This is a genomic window from Polynucleobacter sp. (assembly GCF_044342855.1).
In the GTDB taxonomy this organism is placed as follows: domain Bacteria; phylum Pseudomonadota; class Gammaproteobacteria; order Burkholderiales; family Burkholderiaceae; genus Polynucleobacter.
Genome location: NZ_JBIIPA010000020.1, coordinates 17,158 through 36,459 on the forward strand (window position 1 = coordinate 17,158; position 19,302 = coordinate 36,459).

The following is a 19,302-nucleotide window of genomic DNA, read 5'->3' on the forward strand; positions in this document are numbered from 1 at the left end:
TTGCTTATTCAGGTAATAGGCCAAGCGCCTGGCGTAGATTTGAGACGGCTACTGCGTAATTAATTTTTGCAACTGCCGCTTGTCGATTGGCGTCTACTGCTTCAATCTCAATACGCAATCTTGTGGGCAGGTCTGTTTCTCCGAAGCGGAACGATTTTTCAAAAAATTGCCGGGTTTCATTGGCTAAGGTCGATCTTTTATCGGCAGCGCTAAGTTTCAATTGGGCTGATTTGACCAATGCCATATTTGATTCCACGTTACTCAAAGCAGACTCGCGCTCATAAGCTAAGCGCACCTCGGAATCCACCATCTCGGCCGTAGCACTCGCCAATCTATTGGTGTTTCGGGCGTCCGAACCAAATGGAATTCTCAAGCCAATCGCAACGGATTGCTGATACGGAACTCCGTAAACTTCGCGACCCTTGGTAGTCCATATTTGCAACTCAGGAGAAGCCCTCGTTTGAGACTTTGCCAAATCAAGCGCCTTTCTGGCCACCTCCAACTGATCCACAAGCGCTGCAACAATTGGCAAGCTCGAATCTAAGCCTGATAAATTTTCAGGAACCTTAGGTAATGGCTCAATATTTTTAGCGGCGTCACCAAATTGAATTTTCTTTAGATTCTCACCACCCAATAGAGAGCGTACTTTTTGCTCAGCATTAATCACATTGGCTTGTGATTCCACCAAAAAGGCTTCGGAGGATGCGAGCGCTCCATTAGCTTGATGCAGATCAGCGCGGGATAAGTCGCCAGCCTTAAATCTTTTTTCAACATCCATAGCCAACGTCTTTGCGTTCTCAAATCGACGTAGTGCCAAGTCAGACTCAATCTTTGATCTTTGGTAGCTCCAATAGGTATCTCTTACTTCAGCCGCAATCTTTAATTGGGCAAGATAATATTGGGACAAAAGCTTTTTATATTCAGCATCGGCCAAATTAATTGAGCTTGACCGTTCATTCCATAGCCAAAGTGGAATACCCAGACCTAGGATAGTCTCGCTAGCACCCTGGTTGCTATTTGTTCTATCTGTTTTTTGGGAGACCTCTACCGATGCGGGACTCACCAAAAGACTGCTAGCAATTTTTTGCTTAGCAAGCGCTGCCTCTACCTTGTATTGATAGGATCTGTAGTCAGGCTGGCGCTCCCATGATGACTCATAGAAAGACTTTAAAGCTGATTCACCTTTGCGCTCTCCATTGGCTAGCGCTATTGGTGAGCCCAATAGGAAGATTAATCCTGTAAGTTGAATGACACAGCGACAAACTGCGCCCGAATACTCTCGCGACATAAAAACTCCATTTGTTTGTACAAAACAGAGTTAGCGAGAAGAATGGTTAGATTGATGCTCTCGCTAACTTAGGCGAGAGCCATCCAATTAGGTTTATCAGGTGGGGCGGGAGAAAAATCGACTAAAAATTCCACTTGAGCACTTTCGTAATGAAAGTTAGTGGCGGTAATTGAAACACTAAAAGACGAATTTAAGGCTGGCGTGTGCGCCAAATGGCAGACTCCACAATCGGAATCACCGGCTACAGAGTCACTAGCCAAGACAGTGGAAGCCGCTTCTTCATGCTCGTGATGGGCAACATGCATAGCCGAACCCTGCTTTTCTTGGCAGTAGCCTGCAATAGTTGCGTAGGAGGTTTGAATTGATAAAGCTAGCAAAGCTAGGGTTATCAGAATTTTTCTCATGCGCAGATTACAGCATATTTTTGGTTTCTATGCACACGACTCAAGCCGCCGCCTTTAGAACCACCCCAAACACAAATAGCCCACTCTAATTGAGGGGTATAAGGCTAGTCATTGCGGTAGGTTCCCTGAAACTCTCGATCCTCCAACTGCTCGAGCTCCAAGGCACGATCAACCGCAGCCTGCTTATTTTCTTCCACAGGGCTAATATCGCGTTCATTAGGTTTTTGATCCATAAACTAACTTTATCTAATAAAGCCGCTAACAATCAGCAAATAGGTTTTTAAATAATTACCTCGGAAACTCTTCGAGCCCGCATCACCCCATACCTCGTAGCATCCCAAGCATGATCCTCTGCATCGGTGTCCACATCCTCTGGATTTAAAGAATCTGGTGGTAGTTGGGGTATGGTTCTCAGCCAGTGCTTACAGGTGCTGAATACCTTTAGCCTTCCTTCGGCCAATAATCGAATAATTTCTTGAGCGCCATTCACCCTGCTTCTAGGGGCGTTATAGGCTTCGGTCCATTTAACCCCTTTATCTCTGAAGATTTGACCAATGGATCGCTCTGCCCCTATCTTAGAGAAGATGGATGGGTCCGCTAGATTCATACGGTATTCATAACCAAGGCGTTGGTCATGTATCTCGATCTTCTTAATCTTCTCAGCAACTACAGTTGCGTCTTCCCTTGTACCCGTATTTTCTTTATCACCATATCCGTAGAGCTCTCTCCATAGGTAATAGACTCCATCGCTGGATAAGGCAAACCAATAGACGGCATATGGTCTGGCGTATCCCCAATCCATTGAGCGCCATACCTTCCATGTTGGCGGAATTGCGAAGGGTTCTACAACGTGTTTAGAGGGCTGCCATACGCCTTCCAAGAAACTTCCCACGTGGATATCCCAATCTCCCTCTAACCACGCTCTACGTCTGTTTGGATCACTTAGTGACTCTAGGCTCGTGAGGTAGTTGGGATCATTTTTCAGAAGAATGGTGTTCTCATAGATGGTGGAGTGAATTCTGACTCTGGGTAATGCGCCTTCTTGCCTAATGATTTGACCGGCTGGTATTGCTCCAATCTGAAATCGCTCCTTCACAGAGGCATGACCTACTCCAAATGGATTACATGTAGCTCTCACCATTCTAGGCATTCCGGGATGAGATGACCTGCAAGTGGAATGCATGGCTTCGTAGAAAGAAAGATTTCGCCAGTTGGTTAACTCCTCGAATCCTAGCCATGGGTATTCGTGGCCATGGTAATTCCAGTAGTCATCTTCGTTAGCGCCATAACGGAAATACAGCATCTCTCCTGTTGGCCATTTCCAGACATAGTCAGATTCATTGAACTTTGCGCCCGGGAAGATCTGATAGAACCAGCGCTTACTCTTGGCTACTACGTCAGCTAGTTGCGGATACGTTAGGCGAAATAGTGTTCCACGCCAATGATCTCCAAAGCCTCTACCTACATGCTGGGCGTAGCTCATTAGTAAGGTATCGGTCTTACCCCCTCCTCTGGTTCCCTCAAGCAATACCTCATATACAGGGCAAGTCAGAAACAAAGTCTGGCTTCCAGGTAACGGTGCCCAGATTGTTTTCATTGGTTTTTTTAATGCGTTAGTGTTTTGGCTGAGCTGCCCGCTCCCAATCCTCAACGCTCATTGCGCTTGGTACGACTAGCACGCCACTTTGTAGCGGGGCACCATCTTTGCCCGTGTGCTCAATTGCCGATAGTCGCGGGTGTACATAAGGAGCTGCATGCCTTCCAACGGTAGCAGCCATGTTCAGCAGCTTAATTCGCGCTTCGCTTGCTGATTCTTTTTCACCAAGATCCTCTTCACGAACATTACTGGCATGCTCATATAGCTGATGCATTACCCTCATCATGACTTCTAACGGAGTGATTCCCTGGGTTGCCACTGCTTCTGCTATCTGACGGGTACGCTTAGTTAAGCTTCCAGTCTTACGTCCTGCGCCAGGTCTCGCTCCACCCTTTGATTTCTTTTGATTGTTTTCAATCATGATTCCGCCGCAGGTCGCTTGATCATCGTTAGCAGATGGGGCTGCAATGCAACTGAATCACCGATGGGGTCTTCAAACTCAATGATGATTCTTTGAAATAGGTCAAATCGGCTTTGGGCGCCTCTATGCTTTACCACCGTACCTATACGCCCACTGGGAGTCTTCACAATTGAACCTATGGGAAAGTCTTCCATATCTAGGCGATCAATGACACCAACCATGGCTTGGCTTACTTGCTTAGCTTGCATTGGATGCCTCCTGACGCTTGCGTAGCTCTGCGAAGATTCTGGTTTTAAATGCGTCATAGCTTTCTGAGCCCTGAGCTCGCATACCTAGCTCCCTTCCTTTGACGTCTATCCCTTCATTACTTTTCCACCAGATGTCTTCACCTAGAGCACTTGCCTGACTCTTTCTTCGCATGCCTTTGAGAATGGCAAGTAGAAATCCTACATTGATAGGTGTTGAGCTTGATGCACGCCTTCTCGTCTCTTTGGCCTGCAAAATTGCTTCGGCCATCTCCTTTTCTGAAATATCCATGCCAATCATCTCTTTGATACGCCCGTCATCAAGGGGAATGTTGATACCCTCTTTGGCAAAAAGTTGAATTATCTGCACTGAGGTTTGGTCACCCCTATCAACATTTTTCTTTTCAGCCCCATTGTTTTGTTTGTCTGGTGTATGGAGATTGGTAATTGGTGACTGGTGTATGGTGCTTGGTGAGCATTGCGTTGGCAATGCGTTCGCATTGCGATCGCATGCTAAGTTAGGCGTACTGTCTGACAGTATTTGCTCTACTGCTGATGATTGCCAGCGACCTTCCGCACTACGTCTGGCTTTAATTTGGCGGTCTTTAAAGCGAGCGATTTCATGGTCACAGCGCTCTTGTCGCCAACCATCATCTGATAGATTAAAAAATTCATTGAGGACTGAGACCACTGCATTTTTTTCCTCTTTAGACCTGGCATTAATTAATCTCTGGACGATCTTTACATCTACTGGAAGTGGCTTTTCTGTGGCGTAGTACTTTCTGATCAGGCGACTATAGGTGGCGTCCTCGATAAAGGTGAGATGGGCGGTTGCTTCTGCGTAATCTCCAATGTGATGCTCGTAGTAATTCATTTAAATCAGTCTCCGTAGCGTTCTTTTTCTTGCGTAAATTATTTAATGCAAGAGATGAATCTAACAATCGGAAAGCGTATCGTCAAACGCGTTTTTTCTGAATTTATTTTGAATTTATTTATCTACTAATTCGTTGTAATCCTTCTTTAAGAAATTTGAGCTACTTAAATAATTATCTTGAAGTGTTAATTAATCTATGCATGTCCACCACTCTCCTAATGCCATCAGAAATTACTGACAAGGCTGTAGCCCATTACTGGATTGGGTTGTAGCACTTATATGAATAAATATTTTTTTGTAGGGCAAAAATAATTTGTGTTCAGAAGATGGGTATTGACTTTTGATTGACCATCAAAATTTCATTGACTACATTGCTCTTCAGTAGTACACATATTCGTACATAAAAAACTAGATGGAGAATAATTTGATGGTAGCAATTCGGCTTTACAGTTTGTATCGTTCATACGGTTACACGAAGATGAGTTCTGCAAAGATGGCTTTGCAGGTTTATCGAAAAAATATAAAGCGCACCCGTCAAGGAGGTCGTCATGAGTAATTCAAACTCAGAAGTAACCTTAATGAGAATTCCTCAAATTCTGGAGGTCATGCCGATTTCAAAATCCAAGTTTTGGCTTATGGTACAAAAAGGTGAGTTTCCAAAACCTATCAAGATTGGCCGCTCCTCTTTCTGGACAATTGAGCAGGTTCAGACCTTTATTCGAGAAAGGACAAAGCAATCCACCAATTGAAAAATGGGCATCTCCTAAGGGTAAGCTCATTACATGAGCTACTGATTTCTTATACTCAATAACTTAGGAGATAACAATGCAAATTGAGGCAGCTAAAAAGTATGTCGTAAAGGTTTATAGCGATAAAGGCCCTTTAGAGGCTAGTCCATGGAATCTTATAGGGGAATTTAATAACGCCTCCCAAGCTACAGAAGCCTGTAAGCGAATTGTTGATGACTTTTTACATAAATCGCTCGAAAGAGGTTTAGATGCACGGGATCTTGAATATCAATTCCTTAGTTATGGCGATATTCCCTGCATCAATTGTTGCGAGAATATAGGCATATTTGATGTTTACGAATATCTCAATATGAGATGCACTCAATTTAATAGTTAAATACTAGGTGTCCTTTAAAATTCTCAGACTGTGTTAACCTGGTCGAAACAGAAAAAAAATTCAAATGCCCCAATCAATACCCGTCATAGATCTATTCGCAGGACCAGGTGGTCTAGGTGAGGGGTTCTCATCGCTTAAGAAGCATGGGAAAAATGCTTTTCAATTAAAGCTCTCAGTTGAAAAGGAGCAAAGCGCACATCAAACATTGATGCTCCGGTCACTATTTAGATCATTTGGCAATAAAGTCCCTGATTCGTACTATGACTACATAACAGGGAATATTACCAAGCAAGAGTTTCACTCCGATAAACCAGTTGCAAGCCTTCTAGGCGAGGCAGCTAATGAGGCAAGGAATGAAACTTTAGGCGTTACCTCTACCAAAGATATTGATCAATGGATTAAGGCCGGTATTAAGGGTCACTCAAAGTGGGTCTTAATTGGAGGCCCGCCTTGCCAAGCATATTCCCTAGCTGGCAGATCAAAGATGATGAACTCTGATCTCCAAAAATATGAATCAGATGCGCGCCATCTTCTCTATAAAGAATACTTACGCATCATTAAGGAGCACGAGCCCCCAGTCTTCATTATGGAGAATGTAAAAGGCATTCTTTCTTCAAAACTTGATGGCGAGCTAATTTTTAAAAAAATCGTTAAAGATCTCAGCAATCCAAAAAATGGCTTGAAATACGAGATCAGGTCTCTTACGCTTGAAACTCCCTCAGAAGAACTCGAGCCCAAAGACTTCATTATTGAGTCTGAGCGCTATGGGATTCCCCAAGCAAGACATAGAGTCATACTATTTGGAGTGAGAAAAGATTTAGCCAAGAAGAAGCACCACATCCTTCAGGAAGAGGATGAAATGGTGACCGTTAATGATGTATTGAAATCAATGCCACATATACGGAGCAAACTCTCTCAAGAGAAAGATTCTCTGAAGGAGTGGTGCAAGACAGTTCGAAGTACCAAATCAATGCTTAGCGGCTGGAATCCAGAGCAGAAGAGAGCTCTAACTGCTGAAATGGAGCGGAGTGCCCAGTTAAGCCTTGAAATAATGAGCGCTGGAGCAGCCTATCTGAAAGGGAGGCCAAGGGCACTAAGGAACTCCGAACTTAATGACTGGTTAATCGACCCGAGACTTAGTGGTGTTATTCAACACCAATCTCGATCGCATATGCGATCAGATATTCAAAGATACTTTCTTTTGTCTAACTACGCCAAAGTATTGGAAAGGTCCCCAAAAATTAGGGAGTTACCGCCTAAATTGCTGCCAGACCATCAGAACGCTAGCTCGGTTAACGCACCCTTTCAAGATCGATTTCGTGTACAACTGGGCTGCCATCCGAGCACAACTATCGTGTCCCACATTTCGAAGGATGGGCACTACTATATCCACCCTGACCCATCACAGGCGCGCAGCCTAACCGTAAGAGAGGCAGCCAGACTGCAAACATTTCCAGATAACTACTACTTTGAAGGAAATAAAACATCCCAGTACGGTCAAGTCGGCAATGCAGTGCCCCCATTGTTAGCCAAAAAAATTGCCGATATTGTTTACGCGTTTTTAGCCAATTAATTCAACTCTGGAATATTGTCTGCAGGCGGAGAATACTTCCCGTCTTTCACAGCCTCCCAACATTCCGATTTTTTAGCCCATTCAGAAATCATCCGACCTGCCGATGACTTATGAAGTGCGCTATTAACTTCTCCAGCCCAAATTTTTAGCTGATTTCTAAGTTCTGAAGAGATGTCCTGATTGGTCCACACTCGATCAAAGTTAAATTTACTTCCATGAAACTCGGATAGCATCGCAACTAAATATGTTGCAACATTTCCTTGAAAGGCTGGAAACATAGGTCTTACTAGTGCACTTGTTTTCTTATAAATAATAGCCTTAGAAACCATATTTTTAAATTCAGAGACGGTTGGCATAGGCAAAGGATTTCCATCTAAGCCAGTATTGATGTAGTCCATGAATTTCTCAAAATTCTTCTGTGAGCCCAAACTTACTAGATCTGGCCTCCTATCCCAAGTAAGCATATATTTCGCTAAATCAGTTTTGGTGATCTTTCTAGATGATGGAATAACGTCTGTTTTTAGCGTCTTAAGTTTTGCTGGGGTATTACCCTCGCGAGTAAGTAAGGTGTTATAGCTACCCGCTGCCCTCTCATAAAACCAGCGCCCAATGCCATTTGGGCAATAGGTTGAAGAGGCAAGCTTTTCAATCTCCACATGGAAGGGCTTATTGGCAGCCAAATCCGATTGCTTGACAGAGTTCTGACTATTCGCATATCTAGATATATCGGAAACCAAGGATTCCTCGTCTTCCGGACTTGTAGACTTGAGAATAATTATTTTTGCAGGAATGCGGACGCTAGCCAGATCAATCTCAGGGAATTTCTTCTTGGAGAAATAGATAGATGCAGTTGTTTGGCCACCGTTAACAATCTGCATGCCCTTCAAACCCTTTATTCCGGGGCCGCCATCAGAAGTTTTGCCCAGCATAATTTCATCGGCAACTAAAACAATTCCATTGTTATAGGCCATGAATTTTTCAGGATCATTCCTTAATGTGTCTCTAATTCCTCGGTTAATTTTCCCGGTAGAGCTTAAGAATGAGCGTACATTTGCCTCCAATAACCTCGGCCCATATTTTTCATAAATGAATCGGAGGGCATCGCCATTGATTACCGTCAAGGCATAGTCATAGTCATCTATCTGCCCTGGAACGTAGACACACGGTAACGCAGTACCTGATACATCCTCAAAGTTAACAATTAATTCATCTCTAGGCTTACCCTCAGACCAATGTCTGAATAAGCGCTCGATATCCATAACTTCCAACTTAACTGTTTTTCCGCCCACTTCACGAGACTTAAAGTTTTTGGACTTAGCCACACGATCAGTCAATACATAAACCCTGACTTGCTCTAAAGATGAATAGCATTGCTCAATCGTTAATGCAAATGCATAGGCATCATTGGACTCATGCATTGTGGCGGCCAACTGACCATCGGCACACTTTGCCAGAAATCGTAGGCATTGTTCAGCAGCCGTTTTAGTTTCAGTTTCAGAAATCTGTTGAATCTCTCTAGTGTCACTATAGAGGCATACAAATAAGTCTAATTGCTCCATATCCTCAGAGAGCGAGAAGCCTGTTAAGCGTAAATTAGCATTTCCCACTTTTCCTGAATAATGGCAAATTTCTGGATCGAATGTCATCCCAATTTCTGACATGTGCTCCATTACTTTTTCGGAAAATACTAGCTCTGGATAGGGAAATCCATCTTCATTTGATTTAATTCGGCCTTCAATTTCTTGATGGACTTCATCCTGCAGCTGATTTAAGAATTCTTGTAATTCCATTAAATGCTTACCCCTACTTTATTTAGTATTTCTTTTAAGTCTAACGCCTTGGCTGGCAAGGAACTAATATCTATTTCATATCTTGCAGATTTAATTAATGGATTGAGCAATTGCGGCGTCAATCTTGGAAAATCCTGATCAACTTCATACATCAAAGATTTCTCAACCACTAAAAGGCGGTCATAGGCGCCAGAATGTATATCCAAATACCCTGACCGCAATAATCTACTCTCAAAATTGCTTAGCAAACTCAGATCCCCTACTAGCCCAGCACGTATTTCATCGATCATCATTGGCAAAGATACACCGGCGGGTGATATCGCCAATTTTTTTCCAACCAAGTAAAGTGGCTTATAGGTGCTATCACTTAACTGATCCAATGAGCCTATCTTTGCAATAAACCCATCTTGCGAAACAGTAGATTTAACCTCAATAGCTCCAAAGCCAATATGGAAATCTTGGAGCCCATCAAGGGGGCCATCCCAAGTTTTAATGGCTTCTTCTTTAAGCCCTAAATCAAGTAGATCCTTTAAAAAAGATAGCTCACCATATAGACCGGTTTGACTTTCTATTGTGAGGTTTTGCTTCCCCTTCTTCATGAAATCTTGCCACGCAGACACTCGATCCAAAAAAGAATGTAAAAGGACATCACCCTTAGTCGCACCCATGTCCTCGAGAAGCCTAAAAAGGTTTTCCAGCATGGCAACATATAGATCAGGGCTTCCGTCCTCCGATTTAGCGAGAGCAATCCATTTCTTCCCTTCAACCTCTACGTGCTCAACTGAGAATCCCTTACCGCTTGGCAACAACTCCGGTCTTGGCAGTGTTGCAACCTCAAAGTTGAATATTGCCGCCTCCCTAGGGCCTGGAAATGCCATGCCCGCCATCAAGCTGCAATTCGAAAAACTGGAAACAGGTATTACCTGCCAACCATTTTGAGCATTCGACGCCTCAAATGTTTTCCAAGCGTCTATAAATTCATTAATCAGCTTCACCAAATTCCTCCCAGAACAATTGATTCACCTGATACTCCACCTTAACGCCATCTTCACTTGCCTCAGTAGATGGAAAGCTGATTGCAAAGCCCATAACTGGCTCTTTATAGCCAACATCCTCAAACATTGAATCTTTAATTGCATCCTTACTTGAATCAAGCGGGTAAAGAATCAACAACCCCTTATTAATAGGCGCATGTCCCTCGTACCCAAAACCTTTTATTTTGCGAATCTGAATACCGCCTGGGATCTTTGGTGGCACCAGATTACTTCTAGCGGGATCTAACTTCCACGCTTTTTTAGTTGCCTCTAGGGCTGCCGACCATGCTGCTTCATCCAAATCAACCGCCTCATCACTAGGATCAGTTAACACTCCAATTGAATATCTACCCTCGACACTTTTGTGTTTTCGGGTTTTCATACTCTCAATCTTTAAGCCGCTTTCAAATGTATATGCAGCTCCACTACCCTCACCCATTAATACAACATTCCAATCATTTAATTGATCAGCAGCAGCTAATTTCTTAACAAAATTAGCAATCATTTGACTGTTAACCCTAGTGGATGTGGGGTGTGACTCGTATTCAGTCAAGAAGTCGACAATTTTTTTAGGCTCAACCCCTTCCCATAAATAGCTATTGCGCAATTCTTCGATCTTGCCACCAGGGCGGCTCAACTTAATGCCTTTTTGAGTCGGATGACCCATGGAGGTTATTAAATGATTTGTGGCAGCTAAATTCAACAACTGCTTATCCTTTTCCTTAAAGAAAGCGATCGTTTGCAATAAGCTTCCGCTAAACGATAGGTAAAGCGTTTCTGCAGTTCTCATTTTTAGGGGTGATGTAACCATCAATACTGAGTGAGACTTCACCTTAAGGCCGTAATCAAGAGGCGATCCGCCACTCTCGACCATCAGATCAAACTCTTCTCTCAACTCTTCAGCCGCATCAGTTATAGCTGCAAACCATCCTATTAAATCCTGGGTTATGTATAGACGACAAACATCTACATATCCGGGGCGATAGCCAAACCATCGCCCCATCTGCATGAGGGTATCGTACATTTTTGACGTGCGAATGAAATAACTCACACACAAACCTTCGAGAGTTAAACCCCGCGATAACTTATCACCGCCAATTGCTATAACCTTTAGACCGGTCTGAGAATGTGTTGTGTAATCCAGCGCATCTTTGGCGCTACCATTGATCATCCTAACGCTGATATCAGACAAGACTCTTGGCAAGATATTCAGAACCTCATCCCAAGTTGGAAGTGTTTTAGATAATTCCAAATACTTATCTCTCGAGGCGATATCCTCAAACTCTTTATAGGTTGGGACATAGTCCGTCAGCCACAAATCTTTTAGCGCAGCAATAACTTTCTCGTTATCAATCTTCCAAGTTATTCTCTGCTTAATGTGGGCAACATACTTCTCAACCTGGTTGTATACGGCCTCTTGTACAAGATTGAATCTTGTTACATGAACCAACATTGATGAATGCTTCTGCTCTTGACCGCGTAAATACCTAACAGCACAAGTCAAAAAGAAGGAATTCACAGCATTTTCAAGACTCTTGGGGATGCGATCTTCACCATTACATAACGGATGGTGATCCTTCTTATGCTTCAGGGGCATCCACTTAAGTTCTTCAGCTTCATCTTTGTAATTAATTGAACGTATAACTGGCATTCCACCAGTACGCTCTTCCTCACCATGAAGGCCGAATACCCTCGCAGGGCCAATGTAATTTGATGGCGCAGCCAAATTCTTAATAAATGCTGATGGAAATAAGTCTTCGCCCTCCTCAACAGTTTTATTTTTTCGATGAATGAAGATATTTGCAAACGGCGTTGCGGTATACCCAACATATGCAGACTTTGAAAATGAATTAAGGATTTTTCGAATACCTGCATTGATTGCCTTGGGCTGATAATCCTCATCCAAAGTACCATCGGAATAATGAACCTGCTCCCCCGTGTCCACAGAAGCATGGTCAGCCTCATCATCAATGATCATTAGAGGTAATTTAGATACATACTTACGCTGATTTTCATCCGTAGCATCAGCAACGTGATTCTTGATCCACTTAAGAAGCCGATTTAATACAGTTTTGTTCTTTTTGACCACAAACAACCAGGGACGCTCCTCAGGTCGATTTGCTAAATGGTTCGCCACCCTAGTGTTGAAGTCTCCGTTATCGAGTCGAGTTGTAAAACAAGCTGGAGATAACTGCATGTCACTATCAATCTCGCCAACGCCCACACCAATAGGATTAGCTGGATCGCCACTAGAGGATGTTTCATATCCAAGAAACCCCTCCTCTAGGCGTATCTGGGTCTGGGAACGCAAATTGTTATGCATGCCCGCTAAAACAATGATTAATTTATATCCGGCATCAGCAGCTTTTGCGACTAATGCCGTGTAATTGCTAGTCTTGCCAGATTGAACGTGTCCAACAACTAATCCACGGCGATCGAAACCGCCATCTCTTTTTGGATCAGCCAATAAATCTAAAATTTCATCTGTAGTTTTATCTAATTTTTCCACTGCAGGGGCTGAAATCTCTTGCTCCAACCAAGTCGCATATCGTTGCCAGTATTTCCAATCCTGCTTTCTTTCAGCAGTAATCCACGGCTCACTTTTTTTATCCGAAATTGTTGAATCAGTTCCAATCCAGCGACTAAACCGCCTTATTAGCTCCTCAACAACCTCATGCACCTCTACCCCCTCAGCGAGAGAGGGGTCCATTGAAAATGCGAGCTTTATTTTTTCTTGGATGAGTGATGGGGTAATTAAGCTCTTGTCCTTAACCCTCATTAGAAGAGTTTGAGCAATATTAATTACGCCCGTTAAATTTTCTTTATTTGCGCTCATTTTTAAACTTTATAAGTTTGAAATTAAATTAGGGTAATGATTAAAAGGCTCACTTGATAACAATGTCTTTTTTGCCAATTCAGAAGACATACCGCGCCTTAAAGTTAAATCCTCAAATACTGCTGTGAGGACCTCAACTACGCTTTCAGATGGCTGCTCGGCAAAAGCTGTTCTTGGCGTCTCTTTTGCTTCCGCTGTATCAAGCCATATCTTTTGTACAGGGACGGTTTCCTCGATAATCCTGAGAAGCGCCTTAATTTGAGGACTTAATTCCCCAGAAGATTCCATGATGGATTTAATGGCTGGGTGATCGGTATCAATTCGATAGCGGATTCCCCCTTTAAATACCTCAGATCTCCACGCATTGTGTATTTCCTCTTTGGGAGTACTCTTGTTATAGAGACCGCGATGTGCGAACACCCTCCTCGCCTTTGCTCTTGTATCTTCAGCAATTTTTATTAGCAGCGGCCTAATTGAAAGTGGTGGTCGCGCTATAGATTTTCGAATATCAATCTTCCAATCAATATCCGATGTATTTGTAATATCAACCGATATTCTTGCAAGCCTATGCGACTCTTCCCTTGTCCACGCCCTGCGACCGCCCAAACCCAACCAGCCGCCCGATACAAGAAGTCTATCGTTTCGATACACATAGAATCCTTGTTGTGAATTCCATCCGTCTGGCCCACCCCAGCGCTCGTATTCTTCCGTAGTTAGCTGGTCGTTGTGAGGTAACACATACCCCCTAATCTTAACGATCCCAGAAGGCGTTTTATATGGCACCTCAGGCGATGTCATAGTAAAAGAGTTATTGCTCATAAACGGATCCCAAGGCTTGACTGGCACATCATTAATTGTCAATTTAAGCCTAGGATGCGATCCCTCTATAAACCGATGAAAAATCATGCCCAAAGTCTGGTCAACTTTTTCTATCAAATCTAGGTACTCTTGCTCAGAAAAACCGGGGGTGACGATGCGGTCCATTACCTCCCACAAAACCACGGTACCATGAGTGGTTGGCATATTTTCAACTATCAAACCACCAGAGCTGGGATCGGCGCCTTCTAATAAGTGCCATCCCCCATCAGCATTGTTGGCAAGATAGTCCAAATCCCAACGCAAGCAACTTAAAACGCCATTCTTTATTGAGCCAACTGTCAGTCGCCTGCACTGCGAAAAGGACGCCGACTTTAATCCAATCCCAAATCTCCCTAGATCATTTGGTTTTCTTTGAGAGGTTGGATTCTTATCTCCCAAGCGCATTGCCAATTCGAGCTCAGCATCATTCATGCCGTCACCATCATCTATGACTAGAATGGAGCTCCCCAAGTCATTCCAAATGAACTTAAGAGAAATGTTTTTGGCGCCTGCTGAAATTGAATTATCAATAATGTCTGCAAGCGCAGCACCCGTGGAATATCCCAAGCCTCGCAATGTTTCTATCATTGCAGATGCATTTGGGGGTGCCGACCTAAATTTGTTTAACTGCATTTACGCTTCCAATACTTTCTTTTCAGAGAATAATCCCAAATGCCTCAATGCCGATGGGCCTTGAAGCTTTTTCAGTACCTTAACCTCAATCTGCCTAATTCTCTCTCTAGTTACCCCATAAAGCTCACCAATTTCATCAAGAGTGAGCGGGGATCCGTCATACCAGCCGAACCGTAATTTAATAACTGAAACTTCTTTTCGATCCATATTTTTAAATATAGATTCAAATGATCTTCTCAACATCCAGTTTGACAGCACAACTTCATCTTCATAACCAGGGAATCCATAAGATTCCAGTAGATCAATATCCTCTGAGCTCTCAGAATCAATAGAGATCATTGTAAATTTTGCGTTTTTCACCCTTTTTACTCTTACCTCTGAGATACCCAGCATCTCGGCTATCTTTTGATTCCTCAGCGGAAGAGGCGTGTCCATAAGGCCACGCTCTGCACGTTCAACTTTATTCAATAACTCCCCCACATGAACCGGAAGCCGAATTTCCCGTGACTTATCCTGAACCATACGACTAACAGCTTGACGAATCCACCAAGTGGCATAGGTAGTAAATCGGAAACCTCTTTTGTATTCAAATCTTTCTGCAGCCTTAATTAATCCAACGAATCCTTCCTGCACGAGATCTGAAAATGGAAGGTCGCTATATCTATAAGCCCTAGATAAATGAGAAACAAGCCTTAAGTTTGATGTAACTAGTTTATTTCGAGCGCTTAGAGAACACTCAATATGAAAGGCTAATACTGGGTCTTGTAGGTGCCCCTCAAAAATTAGATTCTGTATGTATTTAAAATTAATATTGAGTTTACGTAAATGATCTCGAATTTTAGCTTGGATTGACCCTTTCATATCAAGCTCAACCAGTTCTAAAAATTCTTTTATCTGGGGATCTACTGCAGAAATTTGATCAGACTCCTCATCTTCGGAATCTTCGAGGGGCATTGAAATTTGGCCGGGTGTTAATTCACCCTCCTCCTCATCCCCCACCACAACCACCTCAGCAATTATCTCTTCGCGATCCAATAATCCACTCAAGACTTTCTTTAAATCTTCGGCAATGATCTTTATCGCTGATGTATTTGCGGAAATAGTCTTAATGCATTCCTCATAACTGCTATCAATCTTTTTGCCAAGATCAATTTCTTCCTCATGTGTGAGTAGGTCCCCTCCACCCATTGGAATACTCAAGCTTCGATAAAACCACGACTCATCCTGAAGGTTGTTATCTATAAGGTAAACAAGCTGATCGTAGAGATCTTCTAAATGATCATCTTCAGCCGGAGCTTCAGAAACTCTATCAAGACAGATTGAATCCTGTATTTTGAATTCCAAATCCTGAAAAGCTAGCACTAATGAGTCTAGCAATACTTCATCGAGCTCTTCATGCTCGTCTAAGGCAATTCTTTCTAGTAAAGATATTGGAATTGCCCCATTTAAATAGCCAAGATAAATTGCCTCTTTTAAAAGGGCTTTATCGGAAACTGACAGTTGCTCTTTTTTTCTTCGCCAAGCTACTTTCCCCGGCAAATCTATTTGGATATCAACCCAATCCTCATCTCTATCGATAGGCTTATGCGAGAGGATTTTTACCTGGATCTTGTAAGACTCAACACCAACATCAATTTCATGTGATGGTAATAGAATTTCAGCATCCTCGACCCAGCCGCTCAAATCGAACGGATCAGAATCTATCTGAGCCACAACAAGCTCAACTGACCCCAAGGACGTGGGCGATAAGACTCCAGCTAAATTGGAAAAGCCTGCATTTTTAGCAAAATCTGCTGCATTCTGTTGATCATGATTTTTAATGCCAGGATCTGCGCCAAGCGACAATAAAAGGTTTACGGCCTCTAGGTTGCCCTTTCTGGCCGCATACATTAATACAGTTAAACCGTCTTTATCTTGAGCATTTATAGAATCGCCACGGCTAATCCTATTATTAATTGCTGCCGTGACATTTCCAAGGGCGGCAAATTTCAATAGGGGACTAAATCCTAATTGTTTTGACTCTACCCCCTCAAAAATACCATCTACCAAAATGAAATCATTCCAATTTATATATTTATTATTAGATGATAGTGAATATCTATCGCAGATTCACATTTTTGGAGGAATGGCAAGAATCACAGTAATAATGGCCATCCAACTCCCAAGATTTAAGACCGAGCTTCTTTGTGCACCAGTAACAATATAAATTTGATGATGGAACAAATGGGGCATCTACTTTTTTCCAATTTAATGTAGAAGCTCTTGATTCAGCCCTTGGCTTGCTAGAAACTGTCACACTTTTTAAGCTTCGATTATTTTTTGGCGCTGCTCTCGATCTACGTTTGGGGGAATTAGCCTTAACTTTTCTTTTAGCCCGCCTTGTTTTAGGTATTTTTTTGATGCCTAAAATATATAAAATACTTGTGAAAATAAATTTAATTATTGCGCTGACTGATCGAACGGCTAAATCCAACCCCCAAAGAAAATATTTGCCAAAAGATTGTGTAAGTTGTTTGTTTTTACCTTGCTCAACTTGACCCTCCGCTACCTCACTATTTTTAATCGCCTTACGGGTTTTTACAGTACTAACTTTTGATAATTTGGCATCCGTTACCAATAACGGGAGTTTGAATGGGATGTCTGACCAATCTAAGCCCCTATCAACCAATGAATGTTTGGTAATTGTTGACTGAATTGTCTTTTGTGCAATAAGAATACTTTCTTCGTGCAAAGGTGGTGTTGAGTCATGCTCTGGCTCCCACGTTATGCCGCCCATATTTTCTTCACTTTTTTCCAGCGTATTCATACCTATATAGTGGCACAATTTATAAGCTCATTTTGTGAGCTAGATAAGACAAAAAGGGTGATATTTATTCATAAAAGATCTGACTGCGCATATCTTTTATGAATACCTGATAGAAGTCTTTCCAGTTCTGCAGCTCTTCCGGCTGGCAGACTGCGCCTGGTCTTTGTATTACTAGCTTTCTGACCACAAAGATATTATTTTTTACTTCGTTATAGGTAGCCTCGTATTCAATACCAGCTTTCTTATAGCTGACATTTGGTGGAATGCGGGTGACCTTGGTGTTATCAGGAAAGCGGATTTGATAGGATTCGCCCACAATTCTGGTACTGCAAACATAGGGAATGGTAAATTTCTCGGGCGGTCTATCACTGGCGATTGCAGCAAGCTCCCCCGGGGCTAAGCCTATAGGGACTGTCATCGCACCCGGTCCAGGTACATTTGCTACAGCATCCAAAGTGAACTCAGTATCCGTTGTAAAGGGTTTATTAAGATCGTAGACATAGCTAGTTGTGATCTTGCCCTCACCTGTTTGTCTAAATTTGGCTAGCTGTGTTTTAACTAACTTATCTGAGAGTGTGGTTTCAGCGCCCTCGTATTTATAGCGCGCATTAATTTCTGCGCTACCAAAGTACATAGTGTGAGCTTTGCCGGTGATGCGACCATCTTTCTCTATCTGCATCGAGATTCCTGTGGCCATCTCACTATCTTCTTTCTTTGGCTTTGGTGTTCGCCCTACTTTGGCTAATTTTGTTAGCAGAACTGGTTTATCCAGTTCATCGCTTGGCAGTACTCCGTATGGTGCCATCTCATCGGTAGAGTCTAGATATAGATTCCAGGCTGGTATGTAGGTAATGACATGATTAAACGGGCCTAAGACAGGATATTTAGGTAGCGTGTAAGCATTTCCTGAATTAATCAACGCACTAGTCGCATCAATACCCTTGGCCGCCAACAGAGTGATTAATAGTGCATTGTGGTCTTTGCAATCACCATAGCGATTTTTGAGAACGCTATTAGCATCATGGGGAACGATACCGCCATCAGCTAGATAGATAGCAACGTAACGAATATTTCTGGCCACCCAGTGATAGATAGCCTTTGCCTGCTCTTTTTTGAGATCGAGTTTTGTATCATTTTGAACTTTCTTCTCTAGACCCTTAGTGATCTCGTCAGCCTGCTTCTGAATTTCTGGGGTAACAGTGAATTTATCTTTAATACGGTCTTCGTAAGCCTTTGCAAATGCCTCTTGACTTGGGAATGTCGAAATAAAGATGTGTGGTGCATAGTCATTATTAGAGACTTGATATAGCTCTTTCTTCTTCATCTTGAGGTTTTGATAGGAGTAGCTCACTTGGCGCATGCCATTCACTACCTCATCTTTTGTTTGTTTAACCCCTTTGATATCGGTATACAGCGTTAAATCTTCTGGGTAATTCAGGTTGTACTCATACGACTGCACCTCTACCGATGGAGAGAAGATGAGTCTCGTATAAAAATAGCCTGGCAATAGTGGCTTATAGGTAGTGAGCTTAGTCTTGTAATAGGTTTTTGAGCCTGGGGTCACTTTAGGAAAGATGATTATCTTGTGCTTTTGATCGGAGAACATGGCTGCACCTGAACTATTGTCATCCTCTACGGTACGTATAGCATTAGCTGCTACTGGGATCTTCTCACCCTTGGGGGTGATGGTGAGAACTGGCTCAGCAAATCTGAACACCCCGATAAGTGAATTCTCTGCTATTTTGATAGGCCTCATAGGCCAGAAAGTAGAGAGAGTAAATGGCAAGACGACCAAGACGTACCCACTCACCCAAGTTA

At 42.8% G+C, this 19,302-nt stretch carries 17 protein-coding genes; 3 read left to right on the forward strand and 14 right to left on the reverse strand.

Translation table 11 applies throughout. The features are described from left to right. Positions 1-4: 4 nt before the first annotated feature. From ACIQZ3_RS07635 to ACIQZ3_RS07665, 7 genes are all read right to left on the reverse strand, one after another. Complete coding sequence (locus ACIQZ3_RS07635; protein ID WP_397391877.1) at positions 5-1,288, reverse strand: TolC family protein; 1,284 nt, start codon at positions 1,286-1,288, stop codon at positions 5-7. A 68-nt stretch (positions 1,289-1,356) separates the two neighbouring features. After that, positions 1,357-1,692 (reverse strand): hypothetical protein, encoded by a 336-nt coding sequence (locus ACIQZ3_RS07640; RefSeq protein ID WP_397391879.1) that lies wholly within the window; start codon positions 1,690-1,692, stop codon positions 1,357-1,359. 104 nt (positions 1,693-1,796) lie between these two features. Beyond that, on the reverse strand, positions 1,797-1,925 hold the full coding sequence (locus tag ACIQZ3_RS07645; protein WP_397391881.1) for a hypothetical protein: 129 nt from the start codon (positions 1,923-1,925) through the stop codon (positions 1,797-1,799). Positions 1,926-1,972: 47 nt separating this feature from the next. After that, positions 1,973-3,289: a terminase gene (locus tag ACIQZ3_RS07650; protein ID WP_397391883.1), complete on the reverse strand. Its 1,317-nt coding sequence runs from the start codon at positions 3,287-3,289 to the stop codon at positions 1,973-1,975. Between the two features lie 16 nt (positions 3,290-3,305). Beyond that, positions 3,306-3,710: a hypothetical protein gene (locus ACIQZ3_RS07655; protein WP_397391885.1), complete on the reverse strand. Its 405-nt coding sequence runs from the start codon at positions 3,708-3,710 to the stop codon at positions 3,306-3,308. Further along, positions 3,707-3,958, reverse strand: coding sequence for a hypothetical protein (locus ACIQZ3_RS07660; protein WP_397391887.1), 252 nt, complete (start codon positions 3,956-3,958; stop codon positions 3,707-3,709). The genes ACIQZ3_RS07655 and ACIQZ3_RS07660 overlap by 4 nt, the downstream gene beginning before the upstream one ends. Beyond that, positions 3,948-4,829: a YdaU family protein gene (locus ACIQZ3_RS07665; protein WP_397391889.1), complete on the reverse strand. Its 882-nt coding sequence runs from the start codon at positions 4,827-4,829 to the stop codon at positions 3,948-3,950. Before ACIQZ3_RS07665 ends, ACIQZ3_RS07660 begins: the two co-directional genes overlap by 11 nt. Before the next feature lie 548 nt (positions 4,830-5,377). Between ACIQZ3_RS07665 and ACIQZ3_RS07670 the strand changes: the two genes are divergently transcribed. The 3 genes from ACIQZ3_RS07670 (at position 5,378) to ACIQZ3_RS07680 (ending at position 7,527) form a co-directional block, all read left to right on the forward strand. Further along, positions 5,378-5,578, forward strand: a complete 201-nt coding sequence (locus ACIQZ3_RS07670) for an AlpA family transcriptional regulator (RefSeq protein ID WP_071465682.1) — start codon at positions 5,378-5,380, stop codon at positions 5,576-5,578. Between the two features lie 76 nt (positions 5,579-5,654). After that, positions 5,655-5,954, forward strand: coding sequence for a hypothetical protein (locus tag ACIQZ3_RS07675; protein ID WP_397391891.1), 300 nt, complete (start codon positions 5,655-5,657; stop codon positions 5,952-5,954). A gap of 64 nt (positions 5,955-6,018) precedes the next feature. Continuing rightward, positions 6,019-7,527 carry a DNA cytosine methyltransferase gene (locus tag ACIQZ3_RS07680; protein ID WP_397391893.1) on the forward strand — a complete coding sequence of 503 codons (1,509 nt, stop codon included), beginning with the start codon at positions 6,019-6,021 and terminating at the stop codon, positions 7,525-7,527. Here ACIQZ3_RS07680 and ACIQZ3_RS07685 read toward each other — a convergent pair. The 7 genes from ACIQZ3_RS07685 to ACIQZ3_RS07715 form a co-directional block, all read right to left on the reverse strand. After that, positions 7,524-9,317: an AIPR family protein gene (locus ACIQZ3_RS07685; protein WP_397391895.1), complete on the reverse strand. Its 1,794-nt coding sequence runs from the start codon at positions 9,315-9,317 to the stop codon at positions 7,524-7,526. The genes ACIQZ3_RS07680 and ACIQZ3_RS07685 overlap by 4 nt on opposite strands. Beyond that, a complete protein-coding gene (locus tag ACIQZ3_RS07690; protein WP_397391897.1) occupies positions 9,317-10,312 on the reverse strand; it encodes a PD-(D/E)XK motif protein in 996 nt (331 codons plus the stop codon). The genes ACIQZ3_RS07685 and ACIQZ3_RS07690 overlap by 1 nt, the downstream gene beginning before the upstream one ends. Then, positions 10,299-13,187, reverse strand: coding sequence for a Z1 domain-containing protein (locus tag ACIQZ3_RS07695; RefSeq protein WP_397391899.1), 2,889 nt, complete (start codon positions 13,185-13,187; stop codon positions 10,299-10,301). The genes ACIQZ3_RS07690 and ACIQZ3_RS07695 overlap by 14 nt, the downstream gene beginning before the upstream one ends. Before the next feature lie 9 nt (positions 13,188-13,196). Further along, complete coding sequence (locus tag ACIQZ3_RS07700) at positions 13,197-14,678, reverse strand: ATP-binding protein (protein ID WP_397391901.1); 1,482 nt, start codon at positions 14,676-14,678, stop codon at positions 13,197-13,199. Continuing rightward, positions 14,679-16,727: a sigma-70 family RNA polymerase sigma factor gene (locus ACIQZ3_RS07705; RefSeq protein WP_397391903.1), complete on the reverse strand. Its 2,049-nt coding sequence runs from the start codon at positions 16,725-16,727 to the stop codon at positions 14,679-14,681. A 49-nt stretch (positions 16,728-16,776) separates the two neighbouring features. Then, positions 16,777-17,484, reverse strand: coding sequence for a hypothetical protein (locus ACIQZ3_RS07710; protein WP_397391904.1), 708 nt, complete (start codon positions 17,482-17,484; stop codon positions 16,777-16,779). Positions 17,485-17,548: 64 nt separating this feature from the next. Beyond that, complete coding sequence (locus ACIQZ3_RS07715) at positions 17,549-19,201, reverse strand: DUF3857 domain-containing transglutaminase family protein (RefSeq protein ID WP_397391905.1); 1,653 nt, start codon at positions 19,199-19,201, stop codon at positions 17,549-17,551. Positions 19,202-19,302: the final 101 nt, after the last annotated feature.

Coding starts and splice junctions, on each gene's coding strand:
- ACIQZ3_RS07680 (WP_397391893.1), top strand. CDS start 6,019: ATGCCCCAATCAATACCCGTCATAGATCTATTCGCAGGACCAGGTGGT.
- ACIQZ3_RS07670 (WP_071465682.1), top strand. CDS start 5,378: ATGAGTAATTCAAACTCAGAAGTAACCTTAATGAGAATTCCTCAAATT.
- ACIQZ3_RS07650 (WP_397391883.1), bottom strand. CDS start 3,289: ATGAAAACAATCTGGGCACCGTTACCTGGAAGCCAGACTTTGTTTCTG.
- ACIQZ3_RS07635 (WP_397391877.1), bottom strand. CDS start 1,288: ATGTCGCGAGAGTATTCGGGCGCAGTTTGTCGCTGTGTCATTCAACTT.
- ACIQZ3_RS07645 (WP_397391881.1), bottom strand. CDS start 1,925: ATGGATCAAAAACCTAATGAACGCGATATTAGCCCTGTGGAAGAAAAT.
- ACIQZ3_RS07710 (WP_397391904.1), bottom strand. CDS start 17,484: ATGAATACGCTGGAAAAAAGTGAAGAAAATATGGGCGGCATAACGTGG.
- ACIQZ3_RS07685 (WP_397391895.1), bottom strand. CDS start 9,317: ATGGAATTACAAGAATTCTTAAATCAGCTGCAGGATGAAGTCCATCAA.
- ACIQZ3_RS07665 (WP_397391889.1), bottom strand. CDS start 4,829: ATGAATTACTACGAGCATCACATTGGAGATTACGCAGAAGCAACCGCC.
- ACIQZ3_RS07695 (WP_397391899.1), bottom strand. CDS start 13,187: ATGAGCGCAAATAAAGAAAATTTAACGGGCGTAATTAATATTGCTCAA.
- ACIQZ3_RS07655 (WP_397391885.1), bottom strand. CDS start 3,710: ATGATTGAAAACAATCAAAAGAAATCAAAGGGTGGAGCGAGACCTGGC.
- ACIQZ3_RS07660 (WP_397391887.1), bottom strand. CDS start 3,958: ATGCAAGCTAAGCAAGTAAGCCAAGCCATGGTTGGTGTCATTGATCGC.
- ACIQZ3_RS07675 (WP_397391891.1), top strand. CDS start 5,655: ATGCAAATTGAGGCAGCTAAAAAGTATGTCGTAAAGGTTTATAGCGAT.
- ACIQZ3_RS07700 (WP_397391901.1), bottom strand. CDS start 14,678: ATGCAGTTAAACAAATTTAGGTCGGCACCCCCAAATGCATCTGCAATG.
- ACIQZ3_RS07640 (WP_397391879.1), bottom strand. CDS start 1,692: ATGAGAAAAATTCTGATAACCCTAGCTTTGCTAGCTTTATCAATTCAA.